The organism is Caballeronia sordidicola (assembly GCF_001544455.2).
GTDB lineage: Bacteria > Pseudomonadota > Gammaproteobacteria > Burkholderiales > Burkholderiaceae > Caballeronia > Caballeronia sordidicola.
The window spans coordinates 1-14,876 of the sequence record NZ_FCOC02000038.1 but is presented as its reverse complement, the minus strand read 5'-3'; the positions used below and the strand labels follow the sequence as shown (position 1 = coordinate 14,876).

At 57.6% G+C, this 14,876-nt stretch carries 12 protein-coding genes and 2 pseudogenes; 6 read left to right on the top strand and 8 right to left on the bottom strand.

The annotated features are described in order from the left end of the window. Positions 1 to 41 precede the first annotated feature (41 nt). From AWB64_RS29970 to AWB64_RS29960, 3 genes are all read left to right on the top strand, one after another. Positions 42 to 1,346 carry an MFS transporter gene (locus AWB64_RS29970; RefSeq protein WP_244164255.1) on the top strand — a complete coding sequence of 435 codons (1,305 nt, stop codon included), beginning with the start codon at positions 42 to 44 and terminating at the stop codon, positions 1,344 to 1,346. A gap of 60 nt (positions 1,347 to 1,406) precedes the next feature. Continuing rightward, positions 1,407 to 2,606 carry an MFS transporter gene (locus AWB64_RS29965; RefSeq protein WP_060859059.1) on the top strand — a complete coding sequence of 400 codons (1,200 nt, stop codon included), beginning with the start codon at positions 1,407 to 1,409 and terminating at the stop codon, positions 2,604 to 2,606. A 630-nt stretch (positions 2,607 to 3,236) separates the two neighbouring features. After that, positions 3,237 to 3,515 (top strand): DUF4148 domain-containing protein, encoded by a 279-nt coding sequence (locus tag AWB64_RS29960; RefSeq protein WP_060859044.1) that lies wholly within the window; start codon positions 3,237 to 3,239, stop codon positions 3,513 to 3,515. Positions 3,516 to 3,853: 338 nt separating this feature from the next. Here the strand turns inward: AWB64_RS29960 and AWB64_RS32790 are convergent, their stop codons facing one another. The 7 genes from AWB64_RS32790 to AWB64_RS29930 form a co-directional block, all read right to left on the bottom strand. Continuing rightward, positions 3,854 to 4,120, bottom strand: coding sequence for a DUF4148 domain-containing protein (locus AWB64_RS32790; protein WP_075643381.1), 267 nt, complete (start codon positions 4,118 to 4,120; stop codon positions 3,854 to 3,856). A 910-nt stretch (positions 4,121 to 5,030) separates the two neighbouring features. After that, positions 5,031 to 5,714 (bottom strand): 4-carboxy-4-hydroxy-2-oxoadipate aldolase/oxaloacetate decarboxylase, encoded by a 684-nt coding sequence (ligK, locus tag AWB64_RS29955; RefSeq protein WP_060859043.1) that lies wholly within the window; start codon positions 5,712 to 5,714, stop codon positions 5,031 to 5,033. 2 nt (positions 5,715 to 5,716) lie between these two features. Further along, positions 5,717 to 6,742 (bottom strand): amidohydrolase family protein, encoded by a 1,026-nt coding sequence (locus tag AWB64_RS29950; protein ID WP_060859042.1) that lies wholly within the window; start codon positions 6,740 to 6,742, stop codon positions 5,717 to 5,719. A 35-nt stretch (positions 6,743 to 6,777) separates the two neighbouring features. Then, the gene (locus AWB64_RS29945) at positions 6,778 to 7,818 is read right to left on the bottom strand and encodes a porin (protein ID WP_060859041.1); all 1,041 of its coding nucleotides are present in this window, start codon (positions 7,816 to 7,818) and stop codon (positions 6,778 to 6,780) included. A 151-nt stretch (positions 7,819 to 7,969) separates the two neighbouring features. Next, on the bottom strand, positions 7,970 to 9,328 hold the full coding sequence (gene dctA, locus AWB64_RS29940; RefSeq protein WP_060859040.1) for a C4-dicarboxylate transporter DctA: 1,359 nt from the start codon (positions 9,326 to 9,328) through the stop codon (positions 7,970 to 7,972). A 67-nt stretch (positions 9,329 to 9,395) separates the two neighbouring features. After that, a complete protein-coding gene (locus AWB64_RS29935; RefSeq protein WP_063493308.1) occupies positions 9,396 to 10,295 on the bottom strand; it encodes a substrate-binding domain-containing protein in 900 nt (299 codons plus the stop codon). A gap of 37 nt (positions 10,296 to 10,332) precedes the next feature. Next, complete coding sequence (locus AWB64_RS29930) at positions 10,333 to 11,184, bottom strand: amidohydrolase family protein (protein WP_060859039.1); 852 nt, start codon at positions 11,182 to 11,184, stop codon at positions 10,333 to 10,335. A 144-nt stretch (positions 11,185 to 11,328) separates the two neighbouring features. On the opposite strand from AWB64_RS29930, the gene AWB64_RS29925 reads away from it, so the two are divergent. Beyond that, positions 11,329 to 12,555 (top strand): LysR family transcriptional regulator, encoded by a 1,227-nt coding sequence (locus tag AWB64_RS29925; protein WP_060859038.1) that lies wholly within the window; start codon positions 11,329 to 11,331, stop codon positions 12,553 to 12,555. 841 nt (positions 12,556 to 13,396) lie between these two features. Here the strand turns inward: AWB64_RS29925 and AWB64_RS31805 are convergent. After that, the gene (locus tag AWB64_RS31805; protein WP_157766731.1) at positions 13,397 to 13,549 is read right to left on the bottom strand and encodes a hypothetical protein; all 153 of its coding nucleotides are present in this window, start codon (positions 13,547 to 13,549) and stop codon (positions 13,397 to 13,399) included. A gap of 63 nt (positions 13,550 to 13,612) precedes the next feature. On the opposite strand from AWB64_RS31805, the pseudogene AWB64_RS31330 reads away from it, so the two are divergent. Both AWB64_RS31330 and AWB64_RS32120 read left to right on the top strand, forming a co-directional pair. Then, a pseudogene (locus AWB64_RS31330) lies at positions 13,613 to 14,143 on the top strand (ATP phosphoribosyltransferase regulatory subunit); the annotation flags it as partial. Between the two features lie 405 nt (positions 14,144 to 14,548). Then, positions 14,549 to 14,876 (top strand): annotated as a pseudogene (locus tag AWB64_RS32120) (IS21 family transposase); the annotation flags it as partial.

Below are 14,876 nucleotides of genomic sequence, written 5' to 3'. Positions count from 1 at the left end.
GCGGGACGCGCTTCGCGATAATAAGTACCGGAGACTCAATCGTGGCGATCACTCGGCATCAGCGCGAGAACCGATGGTGTGTGCTCGTACTGCTCGCGCTTGGGCTGATGATTTCTCACGTTGATCGCACGAGCATGTCTGCTGCTTTCGCGGATTATCACTTCGTGAAGGAATTCGCGCTGACGCATGTTCAGCGCGGCTGGCTCGGCTCTGCAATGTTCTGGTCGTACGGCCTGCTTCAGATGCCAATGGGCTGGCTGGTTGATCGCTACGGCGTGAAGTGGCCTTATGCGGTTTGCTTTCTGATGTGGTGTCTCGCGGCGGCGGCAACCGGCGTCGTATCAACGCTTGCAGCGCTGATCGTCGTGCGTTTGATGATTGGCGTCGCGGAATCCGTTTCGGTGCCGGCGACTTATCGGTATCTGGCCGATCACTTCGATGAAACGCGCAAGGGCACGGCGCTCGGCATCTATTCCATTGGTGGAAAGATGGGACCGGCGCTTGGCGCACCTATAGCAGCGTGGCTCATCTCCATGAGTTCGTGGAAGACGATGTTCGTCGTCACGGGCCTCGCCGGATTGCTCTGGCTGGTGCCATGGCTGGCGATGTTGAAGAGCGACTTTCCATCGAAGGTGGAACTGGCCGCATCGAAGAGAAGGGCGTCGTCGGTACCGTTAACGAACCTCCTATCAAGTCCGGTGGTGTGGGGCGGGCTGATCACCAACTTCTGTTATAGCTATTTCGCGTTTTATTGCATGACGTGGATGCCGGCTTATCTCGTTGAGCAGCGCGGATTGACACTCAAGGAATCGGGGCTTTATACGTTCTTCAGCTTCGTAGGCATCGCGATCGTGGCGGCGCTTGCCGGGTGGGCCGCGGACCGAATAATCGCGCGCGGACACGATGCCGTATTGGTGCGCAAATCGTTCATCGTGGTCGGCTTCATGGGCGGCACGACAGTCTTACTGGGCGCCTATTCGCATTCGCTGCAGATTGCCTTGTTCTGGAACGTCACTTCGCTATCCTTGTTGGGACTCGTCACGGCGAACAATCTCGCGCTGGTCAAGCTTACGCTGATCCCCAAGCAAGCGGTCGGATTGAACACCGGTTTGCAGCAAGTCGCCACCAGTCTCGCAGGAGGCGTTTCTGCAAGCTTGTCGGGATGGCTGCTGCATGTGGGGCACAGCTACACGCTGCCCATGCTTGCGATCTTCGCTTTCTTGCTTCTCGGGGCTACCAGTGCCATCGTACTATTACGACGGAAGTGGGCGCCGAAGGTCAACGCGAGCCCACATGACGACGCAGTGGCACAAGCGCTGCGCGCATCCAAGCACACCCGTGCATAACCTGTTATGACACATCCGCGCGAGACCTCATCGCCCTCCATGCAGACCCGTTCCGACGACATGACGTTGTTGTTGCGCCATGCACCGCTAACACGCTTTCTGATCGCACGCATCGGTTCTATCACGGCTCAGCAAATGCTGATGCTGGCGATCAGTTGGCATATGTATGAGTTGACATCGAGGGCCTGGGATCTCGGGCTCGTAGGACTTTTTCAGTTTGTCCCCGGTCTCGCTACGACGCTCATTGCAGGTCATTGTGCAGACCGTTTGCATCGCGGACAAATGGTCGCAGTGTGTCTCGCGCTTCAGGCTATTGCAGCAACGTTGCTCTTGATATCGACCGCTACTCATAGCGTCACGCGAGACGCACTGCTTGCATTTTCTCTTGCGCTCGGTGCGATCAGGCCGTTCCAGATGGCAGGCCAGCAGGCGCTTTTGCCTATGCTTGTTCCGCCGAAGCTTCTTGCACGATCAATGGCGCTTAGCACGGTGGTTCAACAGATATCGGTGATTGCCGGACCCGCGTTGGGAGGGATTTTGTTTGCATCCGGCGTGGCCGCGGTGTATATGACTAGTGCGGGCCTCTTCTGTGTCAGTGCGATGATGTATGCGTTTGTGCACTATAACTACACGCCGCTGCCGCGCGAACCCGTCACCGTCGATATGATTTTCGCAGGCTTGCGCTTCATCTGGAGCAACCCTCTGCTGCTCGGTGCCATCTCGCTCGATCTTTTTGCGGTGCTGTTCGGAGGTGCGACTGCGTTACTACCTGTTTATGCCAGGCAAATTCTGCATGTAGGACCGCAAGGACTGGGTCTGCTGCGCTCGGCGCCGGCAGTAGGCGCGTTGTGCGTCGGGCTGTTTCTCTCCCAAAAGACCATCGACCGTGGTGTAGGAAAGAAGCTTTTGATTGCGGTGGCCATTTATGGCGTATCCATCGTTGGGTTCGGACTGTCGCGATGGTTCGTGGTGTCATTGTTCCTGCTGGCGATATCGGGAGGCGCAGACACGATCAGCGTAGTCGTACGGCAAACGTTGATTCAACTCGAAACGCCCGATCGTATGCGCGGCCGCGTGGCCGCAGTGAATACGCTGTTCATCGGAGCGAGCAACCAGCTCGGTGAATTTGAGTCCGGCGTGAGCGCGACAGTGCTGGGTGTAATAGGCTCGGTCGTGGCAGGTGGCTCCGCAACGATGATTATCAGCTTCGCATGGAGTCGTCTTTTCAAGCCGCTCGCTAGACGCGAAACGTTGCATTAAAGCTTGAAAAGGTGACAGTGTCGCTTCCTCTACGTTCTGAATTACATCCGTGGCTTTATCGATTTTGTCCAGGACCGTGCGTGAACGAGCGCGGGACATCGCTTTAGTTCCTCACGCATGATTGACTGGGACAGATTGGCAACATCCGCGTCAGTCGGGCCGCGCGTTTGAGAATATACCTGCGGCGCCGTCCGTTTCGGGGCCACGCGCTGACGACGTTCGCTATTGTGTTTCTCCCGTGTGGCGACAGCTCATAGTGCGTTTATCTAACCAATTTCCCCGTGCCTATGATGCAATTTATTCGATTCAAGACTGCACTGGATTGGCTTGTCGCAGCTTGCTTCGATTTCTTTCGACCTCTCCAAACTACTCGCGCGTGACCGTACACCGAATCATGTTACTAAGCTTTGCGCGCTGCATCGACAGCGGTGCAGTGAAGGAAATATATCCGATCGTTTTGTCCCGAGTCGGTTTCGTCATTTCTCTTGGTAACACAGCCTGATTGCTGCACTTCATACAAGCGCAGTGCGAGATCCGATATCTACCCTTGATGAACAAGCCTGCTAAACTAGGGTAAACACTACGTACAGCTCTTGTAGTGGTCCAGTCTCGCATGCCGGAGGTGTTGCCATGGAATCGCTTGTTAAAGCAGTCGTAATGCTGGCTTTTGCTGCGCCAGTTATTTCATTTGCCCAAGGAGACGAGCAGTCGGTCACCCGCGCGCAAGTCCGTGCGGAGCTTGTGCAGGCCGAAGATGCTGGCTATAGCCCGACCGCTTGGGCGTATTTCCCTTATGGGGAGGTTCAGGCCGCGGAGTATCGGGTAGCCGCGCGGAGGGAGAAGGCCGACCCGTTTGGCCGCGGGGCGACAACTAACGAAAGCTCGCAGTCCGGTGATATCGCCAGGTGATGCATCATTGGCGGTGACGCAAAGGCATCATACGATGCGCTCTGAACCGCAGCGTTCGCAAAGCGGCACTTCCTGATGTATGTTGGAGCACCAAAAGTCGTTGAGTCTGCCAACGCAAGGCTTTAGCAAATGTGAACAGAAATATTTGCCTCTCCGTCCGTTGCCATATGACGACGCGCATAGCGTTGGCGACATGCGCATCACCAAGATTGCACTTCTAGCCATTAGAGGCTGCACTGCGTGTCAACCTGTCGTTGCGACAGTAGATCCATCCGGTTGGAGCGCTGCGAGCATCCGGCTGGACGAGCTAACAGTGAGCTAAGTGTCAAACTATATCCTCATTCGCCGGCTTGTTCCGTGCCATCAAAGCCCGCCCCATATGTGGCGTTTGGATCGTTCCGATGCCGAGTCACGATGGCTTCGGCGCGTCGTAGGCTTCCCGGGCAATCGCCGGTGCAGCTACTGAGTGGGTTGTACCCCGCATTTTCAAGTTGCAAAAGGTCTGCTCGGACCTGTTCGCGTGTGACAGGGGAGGATGATTGAGCAAGCGCGACTGTCGGGATCAGGACGGCGGCGGCGATGCAAGCGGCTTTTACGAATTTCATGACGCACCCATTTACGTGAAGTAGAGCCGCGCGTTTTATGCGGCAATAGGACTGTATTTCACACTAGGGTAAATACTTAGTCCATTGAATTAAATGGCGTGAGGGTTGAAAGTTCGGTTAAGGCACGCGGGCGCCGCACTCCATGAAAAAGGGCGCGTGACCGAAAACCGTAAAGGTGCCGAATGGGCGAGCACTAGATACGTGTTCGGTAACATTCAGACCGCGTAAGCCATCCCGCTGGGAAACGGTCATCAACCTACGCGTGGACACTGCACGGGTTTCGTGACCTAAGTCAAATTCGACCGTTTCTCTCGCGCCTCGGGGCCACCAGGCAGCCCCTGCGCTCAAACACTTGGCCAGTCGATGGCAAAGGTCGTGGGTTCCATCTGGTTTTGACGGCGGGACTGCCAACCTGCAATGTCGCAAGCTCGTTGCGGCATCGGACGGCTCGTTAAGGCGGGAGGCGACCAAGCCATCTAATAAGTTTAAACATGTCGACCTAGCCTCGATAAAAAGGATCGGATTGACGAATTGCCGCAACGGACGCTTCATTACGCGAACGATTGCTGGAGCAAATGCAGGGCTGCAAATACCGATCATTACCGTTAGACAAAAAGCCCGAGGAGTTCTTTTTATGGGAAATGTGGTGGAAAGGCAGGCATGACTCTTTGTAAGATGCCGCATGCAGGCGATATGGTCGTCTGGAGCGCCTCGGGGCCACAAATTCTCAATAATCCTGTCATGCAGCGAAGCGCACGCAGTCAAAAAAATTCGATGCGTGAGGGAGGGTTTGTGACAAGCACGTGGTTCATGAAGGCAACTTGAACCGACTCTGTGGCTCTCCATCCTCCTTCAGGCGGTCGCGCGTCACGGTTATGAACGCCGCCGGAAGGACGTGAATCGATACGATTCAGTCAATATATCGCAGCCCGAGTTTCTTCAAAGGTTCGCGCATCCCGTACATGTCGAGTCCTAGCACGCCCGATTCGAGCTTCGCGCGTTTTTGTGCTTCGTTGGCTTCGCGCGCGTTCGCTTGCTCGAGCGTTTGCGCGGCAATTGCACGAGGGACTATCATGACGCCATCCTGATCCGCAACCACCACATCGCCGGGCGTGACCAGCGCGCCTGCGCATACCACGGGAATGTTCACCGAGCCGAGCGTCGCCTTGATCGTGCCCTTCGACGAAATCGCCTTGCTCCAAACGGGAAAATTCATTTTAGCAAGCACGCTGACGTCGCGCACACCAGCATCGATCACGAGCCCTCGTGCGCCGCGCGCTTTGAAACTCGTGGCGAGCAGGTCACCGAAATAACCATCGGTGCAATCGGCGGTGATGGCGGCGACAACGAGATCGCCCGGCTGAATCTGTTCGGCGACGACGTGCAGCATCCAGTTGTCGCCCGGATGCAGCAACACTGTCACCGCCGTGCCCGACGCGCTCGCACCAGGATAGATCGGTCGCATGTACGGCTTGAGCAGGCCGACACGCCCCATGGCTTCGTGAACGGTCGCGCTGCCGAGCGCGCCGAGCGCGTCGGCGACGTGGCTGTCAGCACGCGTAACTGTGCGATATACAACGCCGAGTTCAAACATGATCATCGTCCTTGTGCAGAGAGAGTGGCGTGAAGGCGCGGATAGACCCGGCGCGCGTTGCCTTCGTAAATCCTGAAGCGGTGATCGGGCGGCATATCAGCGGCTTCGATATAGCGTTTGGTGTCGTCGAAATAATGTTCAGTGTACGGATCGATGCCGCGTACTGCACCGATCATTTCGCTCGCGAACAGGATATTGTCGACGGGGATCACTTCGGTCAGCAAGTTGATGCCGGGCTGATGATAGACGCAGGTGTCAAAGAACACGTTGTGCAGCAGATGCTCTTCCAGTGGCGGCTTTTTCATCTCTTGCGCGAGCCCACGAAATCGACCCCAGTGATAGGGAACCGCGCCGCCGCCGTGCGGAATCACGAAGCGCAACGTGGGAAAGTCACGAAAAAGATCGGTGGTCAGACACTGCATGAATGCGGTCGTATCAGCATTCAGATAATGTGCGCCTGTCGTGTGAAAACACGCGTTGCAACTCGTGCTCACATGGATCATGGCGGGTACATCGTACTCGACCATCTTTTCGTAGATCGGATACCAGTAACGGTCGGACAGCGGCGGACTCGTCCAGTGGCCGCCCGACGGATCGGGATTCAGGTTGATCGCGACATTGCCGTACTGCTCCACGCACTTGACCAGTTCGGGAATGCACGTTGCAATATCGACACCCGGACTTTGCGGCAGCATGGCCGCCGGAATGAAGTGTTCGGGAAACAACTGGCTTACCCGAAAGCACAGTTCGTTGCAGATCGCTGCCCATGTGCTCGATACCTCGAAATCGCCCACATGATGCGCCATGAAGCTCGCACGCGGACTGAAGATCGTGAGGTCAATCCCGCGCTCGCGCATCATGCACAACTGGTTGATTTCGATCGACTCGCGCAATTCGTCGTCGCTGATCGCAAGTTCGGATGGCTTCGGGCGCTCTGACGGCTTGCCGATGGCGGCGACTTGCCGGTTGCGCCAGGTTTCCAGCGATTTGGGTGCAGTCGTATAGTGCCCGTGAATGTCGATGACCATATGTGTTCCTTTTGGCAGAGAGTAAAGCAGGCGTATTAGAAAAGAACGTCGATGCCCACGGTTACCGCTGTCTGACTGGACGCGCCAGCCGGATTCAACGTGCTGACTACAGCATGTTTGTACGACGTATAGTCGACTTCGCTGTAGAGCGTGGTGCGCTTCGACAGTGAATAGGCGAGCGAGAGAATAGATAATCCACGGCGGCTGGCTTTGTCGGTCGATACAGTGGTCTGGTAATAGCCACCATCGAAGACCAATGTGGGTGTGATGCTCCATGAAATACCGCCGAAGCCGTTGTTGGTCACCTGATGCGACGCCGTGGGACTTTGAAGGTCTTCGGACATGAATCCGCCGGATAGCTGCACGGGTCCGAACTTGTAGGCGGCGCCGGCCATGTAATAGCTGTCGCCAACATAGGACGTGCCAGTCAGGATGTTGCGATGTCCGTACACGCCTCCTACGCTGGCGGGACCGAGCGCATAGCTCATGCCGACTGAACGTGTCGCGCCGCCGGCGAAGTTCCCGGCGACTCCACCGAGCGAATTGTCGACTTCGAACAGCAAGGGACCGAAGGTGTTCCTGTATTTGACGGCGTTGTTGTTACGGGTTCCGTCGGAGGCGGTGGTGAGTGGCAAAATGGGCGTGAAGTGGAACGCGAACGGATCATAGATGCTGATAATGTCGTGCGAGATCGTGTACTGGCGACCAAGATCGACTATGCCGTATTTGTTGTTGCCGATGCCAACGTATGCTTGCCGATTGAATTCCACGCCGGTGGTGTTATCGAACTGACCATTGCCTACATTGAAGCCGTTCTCGAGCCGGAAGTGCGCATTCCAGCCGTCGCTCAGGTCCTCTCTGCCAAGAAAGCCGAGCTTGTTGGAACTGTAGTAACCGTTCGAATTCATCGTCACGATCGTGCCTCCGCCTTTTGCTGCATTCGTCTGATAGCGAACGCCGCCGTCCACGGTTCCGTAGAGTTGCACGCTGGTTTGCGCACTCACGGGATAAGCGACTAGCGCGCTGGCCGTCGCGGACAGTCCAGCGCCTACGGTTCTCCAAACCTTTATCTTCATGTCATGTCTCCAATTTTATTGTCATGAATGCGACGCGCACGATTGGTCTTCGGACCATTTATAATTTTCGTGCTACTAAGTTATTCGCGTGTTTTCGTGATTTATTTTCTATCGATCCGGCGAGTTTCTCCCGCCGGCCTGTCCGAATAACCTAGTTGCCTGCGCGGCTTCCGCTCCTTGAATCGAGACGCACCGGCGGGGGATCGACAGGCTTGAATCCCGTGTTCAGTTCACGGCGCAGCGCAACGCGATCCAGTGCCTTTTCCCAGTTCGCCACAACGATGGTCGCCACGCTGTTGCCGATGATGTTGATGAACACAAACCCGCTGGACATGGCCTTGTGAATACCGAGGATCAGCGCGATCGATTCGACCGGAATCGTGTTCGACGCCGCTAGTGTCGCCGCGAGCACCGCGATTGCCGCGCCGGACACGCCGGCCGCGCCCTTCGAAGTCAGAAGCAGCACGGCGAGCAGCACAAGCTGGTCGTGCCAGTTCATCGGCGTGTTCGTGGCTTGCGCGAGAAATACCGCGGCCGCTGCGAAGTACAGGCACGTGCCGTCGTGATTGAAGGTGTAAGCGGTAGGCAGCACCAGGCCGACAACAGATTTTTCGCAGCCAAGCCGCTCAAGCTTGTCGATCAGTTGCGGAAACACCGTCTCAGACGAACTCGTGCCGATCACCAGCAACAGCTCGGCCCCGATGTACCGCATCAGGCGCAGAAGACTGAAGCCGTTGACTTTTGCAATCGGCCAGAGAATCAACAGGATGAAGAGTGCGCACGTCAGATAGAACTCGAGCACGAGTTTGCCGAGCGAGATCAGCGTGCCAAATCCGAATTTGCTGACCGTGAACGCAATCGCGCCAAACGCCGCGAGTGGGGCGATCTTCATCGTCAGGCCGATGATCCAGAAGAGCGATCCCGACACGGCATCGATCAGATTCAATGCGGGCTGCGCACGTTCACCGATCGCCGCGAGTCCGAAGGCGAACAGGACCGAGAAGAACAGCACTTGCAACACGTCGCCGCCCGCGAACGCGCTGATCGCTGTATGCGGAATCACGTTGAGCAGGAACTGGCTTGTGGTGACGACGTGATGTGCGCTGGCTACGTAGGTGTCGACCGCGGCGGAGTGCATGGTGTGCATGTCCACGTTCATACCCACGCCCGGTTTCAGCACGTTTATGACGACCAGACCCAGTACCAGCGCAAGCGACGTCACGATCTCGAAGTAAACAAGTGCCTTGATCGCGACACGTCCGACTTTTTTGAAGTCGTTGACGCCGGCAATGCCGCTGCACACGGTGCAGAAGACGATCGGCCCGATCAGCATCTGGATGATGCGGATAAACGCGTCCCCAATGGGCTGCAGGTTGATGCCGAACTTTGGAAAGAAGTAGCCGGTGACTATTCCGAGTGCCATGCCGGCGAGCACTTGGAACGACAGGTCGCGATAAAACGGCTGACGTCCCTTGGGTTGCGTCGATGCGGACTTGCCGGGCAAGCTCATGCTGTCTCCTTGTTAATCTGCGGCGAATTCGAATTCGCTCAAAACGTGTGGAACCGGACAACGGCGATCAACGCGCGGCGTCGCCGAGAAGGTCAATGCTGTCCGCGAAAATCTCGTCGACGCTCAGCTTGCGCGGCAGAAGTTGCTGGTGCTCGCAAAACGCTAGCGTTTCTTCCAGCGGCCCGCGCAGCGCGTCATAGCCGAACAATAGCTTGTCGGGCTTGCCGGCATTGTCCGCCGCCGCTAGCGCCTTACCGCGTTTCAACAGGCCGTACACGGCGCGAACGGCTTGCGGATGGGCAGCGGCCACCGCCTGCGTTACGACCACGACATGATTGATCGGGACATAGTGATGCAGCGCATACCATTCGCGATCGGCGGCCGCCGCGTTCTCGATAATCGGCTTGAGGCCCGGTTCATCTGGCAGATCGTTGCCGAGAATCGCAGCATCCAGTTCGCCCGCGCGCAGCATGGCTAGCAACTGCTTGCCGGGCTCGGCGCGACGAACGAACGGTGGATCACGGTATTCCTCGAGATGCGCGCCTTCGAGGGTGACCCAGTCGATTTTGTCGAGCGCGACACCGTAGGTCTGGTTCAGGATAGCGCGTACCCACATTCCCGTTGTCTGCGAGTACGCACGCACGCCGACTTTCTTGCCCGCCAGTTGGCCGACGTCGAGCTTGCCGCGCGCAGCGTTATAGATGATGCAGCCTTGCTGAAAGCGTGCCGCCACGACGGCCGGCAAAAGGACGACCGGCTTGCCATACGCTTTCGCCTGCAGATAGGTAACGATCGCGAGTTCGCTGACATCGAAATCCTGGCGGCGGGCCATGGGCGCGAATGCGCGGTGGATTGGTTCCACGTCCTCGAACACCAGATCGACGGCTGGATCGGTCAGATCGCCGGCCTTGAGCGCGCGCGTATGCGCATAGGTTTTGAGAGCGGTTTTGAGGCGGGGCGGTTGCATGGCATTACTCATGATCGACTTGTCTCCCGATGACACGTCAAACCGCAAGCGGCGGATAAATCGCGCGGGCGGTGCCGCCGAAGATCGCTTCCTGCGCAGCGGCGGGCAGCATGGACAAGCCCGTGCGAGCTTCGGCGAGGAGTTGGGGCAGTGCGCCCTCTGCGGCCGGAAAATTCGATCCCCACGCGATCCGGTCCGCGCCAAATGCGTCGAGCACGCGGGGGAAAAACGCTTCGGGCGTGGACGCTCCGCGCGCTGCTTCCACAAGCGTGCGGTTGGTCAGCTTCAAGAACACGCCGCGATGCGACGCGAGGCTGAAAAGCGGTGCGGCTGCTGCGTACGGCGGTCCTTCGGCAAGATCGGGACGCGCGAGATGATCGAGCAGGACGCGAATATCGGGGAACTTTTCGAGCATGTTCAGCAACGCGGGAATGCCCTGCGCCGTCATTTGCAGGCAGATCGAAACCTTGTTACGTTGAGCGTATTCCCACACAGGATAGGAGCGCTCGTCGTCGAGCCAGCCCGCCTGGCCCGGCATGGTGCTACCGGTCGTGAAGAGTCGCAGGCCCGAGAGACCTGCGTCGAGCCAGCGCTGCATTTGCGTGAGTGCATCGCTTGCAAGGACGTCGATCGAAAAGACGCCGGCGAAGCGGTCGGCGTGGCTGCGCACGGCCTCGACCACATAACTATTGTCGTTGCCGTAGACCGTCGATGCCTGCACGACCACCGCGCGATCGATGCCTGCTGCGTCCATCGATGCAATCAGTTCCTCAAAACTGACCGGCCGTTTCGCGGACCACTCGGATTGATGGCCGCCGACCGGCGCAAGCGGATAACGCTCTTTATCTGTGGAAATCGCGTGAGTGTGCGTGTCGATGACAACAGACATGAAGTGGCTCCTAATTCAAAAAGTGTTTGTTCGGTTAAGCATTACTGTAAGGGCGATGCCGCGAAAGCTTGCAATATGAAGTAGGGCCCGAGACATAAATTTGCGTTAAGCTAAGGGTTTTCCACATACTCCACAGGAGTATCGATGCCTGTTCCCGAACGTGCTTCACAGGACGACGTGCTCGCCCGTTTGCGACGCCTTTTTCTGTTCGACGCCGTCTGTGAGGCCGGTGGTATAGGACAAGCGGCGCAGGCCGCCGGGCGCACACAACCGGCGGTCAGTGTCGCCATCAGCAAGCTGGAAAGCAGCTTCGGTGGGCAGCTTTTCGAACGCGGTTTCGGCGGCAGCGAGTTGACCAGCGAAGGCGCAATTTTGCAACTGCGCGTGCGGCGCATGCTCGAACAGATCGAGCGTTCGGTGGCGGGCCTCATTGGGCAAACGGCGGGTTCGCATGTCAGCAAGATCTGCCGCCGCCTCACGGACGCGCAGGTGCGCTGTCATATTGCGATTGCCAAAGCCGGTTCGGCAGCCGAGGCGGCGTCGTTGTTGGGCATATCCCAGCCGGCGGTTCATCGCGCGGCCCGACAGATCGAGCAGAACGTGGGGGTGTCGCTGTACCGGCGCCGCGTTCACAGCGTGTCCGCGAACCCGGCGGGGATCGAATTCGCGCGCTGCCTGAGTCTGGCATTGAACGAAATCGCGCAGGCAACAGAAGATCTGGCCTATGCACGCGGGCAATTGACTGGGAAGCTCGCCATTGGCGTGTTGCCGCTGATGCCGCCGCGTCTCGTCGCCCGCGCGGTTCAGCAACTGCGGGCGCGCTATCCGGCCGCGCGGGTGATGGTGGAAGAAGGCTCGCATGCGCCGTTGTTGCGCGAACTGAGCAGCGGCGCCATCGACATTATTGTGGGCGGCTTACGCGAGCCGCGTTTGTCGGGAGCGATACAGGAGACCGAGTTGTTTGCCGACCCCTATGTGGTGGCGGTGCGCAAGGGACATCGGCTGGCACGGAGAAAAACGGTCGGCGTGCAGATTCTCGCGAACTACGATTGGGTCATGCCGCAGCACAACGTGCCGCGTCGCGCGGTTATCGATTCGATCTTCGAGCAATTTCCGGTCAAGCCCCCGCTGGTGCTGGAAACCAGCTCACTCGCGATGATGATCGCGATGCTCGTGGAGAGCGATTGCATCACGCTGCTGACGCGCGCGCAGATTCGCGAAGGCTATCCGGGAAGCGAACTGGTCGCGCTCGAACTGGAGGCACCCGAGGCAAACCGGGCGGTGGGTTTTACCGTGCGCAGTGGCTGGCTTGGTACTGCGGTCCAGCAGGAGTTCGTCGATATTTTACGCGCTGCATGGTTGTCGACCTGAACATACCGCGCGGTTAATAGCTTGGGTCGTGAACGGCCCTTCAAAGGCGGCCACATTACGCGGCCGTTGTCTGTCGGCGCGTGTCCAAACGCGCGAAAAACGTATGGAAGCGTGTGCGGTGGCGCCTGCTACTGTAGCAGATGAATACCAACCGAAATGAGATACGTAGCCGGGTTCAAGATCACGCGAGGTAAAACGCTGATTTTCGAAAAGCGGTACGCAAGATGATGATAATCGTGAACGAGCAAGAGCCTGACACTCGGTATTGATCGGTTAGGACATCGGCACACTTACGTCGTCGAACGTTATAGGGATAGACAGACTAGTGAAGCTCACCCCGCCAGCACATAGATAAACAAACTTGGCGCTACGTTGAAGCAGGATTGCCCGATGGTCCTCCGAAAGGCCAGGCGCTGAAGTTCGTAAGCTCGAAATACATCTGCCTGCGCGTGAGATGGCGGTCAATCGAAGCCGGTCTGTTCGCGCTTATGCATGAGGGAAAACGAGCGTCACGTTTCAGGTACGTGTCCCACGGCTAGTGAACACTACCGCGGTGGCTCCCTCATGCAATCCGTGAGCCACCGCGTCTTCGATTTCTTTATGATAGACCGTCATGCCCATTCGGATCCTGAGCATCGGGCCGTCGATGTTACCCTCAGCTCTCTCCCGATGCTCAGGTTCTTCATCATAAATACAGCGGTCTGAAATATAGCGGTCTGAATCGGAAACTGGACTAGCGACGCCCGAAAAGCCGTAGAAAATGTACCGTGGAGTGCATTGGAAAATTGGGGTACTTGCTCCAAGCAAGTCGTTGCCAACGCCGTCAAATCCGCGATCGTGTTCATTTCAGCCACCAATGCGCCAGCGTTTTCTCGAATCCCTGACCGGTGACAATTACGTGCTCTGCACCCGCGCTGCCGAGCGCCGCTTTGGCAACCTCGCTACGCACTAAAAATATTGCTGGTAAATTCTTATTGCGAGTGTTGCAGTTCATTGATTCCCCTACGCATGTCTACGGCACTTGCTAACGCTGGAATCGACACAGCTCACGGGGTTTGAGTTTCTGCAAGTAACGCTGAATTGGATGCATTATGCGGCCTCGACCACGTGCGTCTCGACTTCTGGCGTACTGGCGGCTTTGCTCGACCTAGAGCCTGCCGCCGTCGCGCTGGGTGATCCTCTCCTAGAGGTGCTTGGCGCGAAGGACGTGCCACGGTTAAACAAGCTAACGGGCAAGCTCAGCGCCATGCCCCGGGACGTCCTGCGCGCGTTACCGTCGTTGTATGGCGATACTTCCGTGCTGGCCGAAGCACAGCGCCGTCTGCCGAAAGTTCCGTTGATCGGCCTCGCATTGGGATGATCTTGCCACGCTCGCCGCATAGGCCGACGGAGCGGAACCATCGATCGATCTTGCCGACCTGCGCGGATACGCAAACCGCAGTGGCATGATGTTTTCTGCGTATGTCGATGGCGTGCCGTACGCGGTCGCGCGAGGTGGCCGATACAACAATGTCGGCGCGCGTATGATCGAGCACGCCCGGCGACGGGATTTTCACTCGACCTGCGCGCAATCGTGCGACAGGGGCCAGACGGTCATCCAGGAGTTATCTGGGTGTGCCCTCGTTCACGTTCGATGGCGTACCGGTGGAGCGCAAGGGAAAGCGGGTGGTAGATGCACGAGAAAAATGATGAGCCCGTCCTTAGACGCGAGTGCCGGGCAATTGCAAGTTTGCGCACGCAAGTCGTTCTCAAGTCGCACACGCCACGTTAGTTTGTGCCCATATTGCTGGGTCACACACTATTGAGCACACTTGAGACCTGGCCAACGGAATTACGTCGCACCCGTTAACCCGGGCGGTCACGCAAACTCCTCCGGGTATGGTCACTTCAAACTCCTCCACCTTCCGGACCAAGCTAAGCAAGCCATAGCCGCGGATCGAGCCATGTAGCAGGACGTTATTTTTACCTCCTTGGTCAGCCTTGGAGGTGGGAGTTGAACGTCTTGAAGCAGCATCGGCAAAGTACCGTGTTCACGCTTCTGGAGCTTGGGAAGAGCCAGCGTGAGATTCATCGGATCACAGGAATCGACCGCAAGACGATTCGCCGCTACATGGCGATCTTCGCGGCACGCGCATCCACGTCCGCAAATTCCCCCGCCCCCGCGACCATCGGCTCGGAAGACGCTGACCAAACTCCTCCACTCCCGCGACCACCGGCTTTTCAGGCCGCGTTGACGAAGGCTTGCAACTTCGATTTCGCCCGTTCATTGTGCGAGCCCCATCGGCAATGGATCGAAGAGCAAGTTCGCTTGCAACGAAACG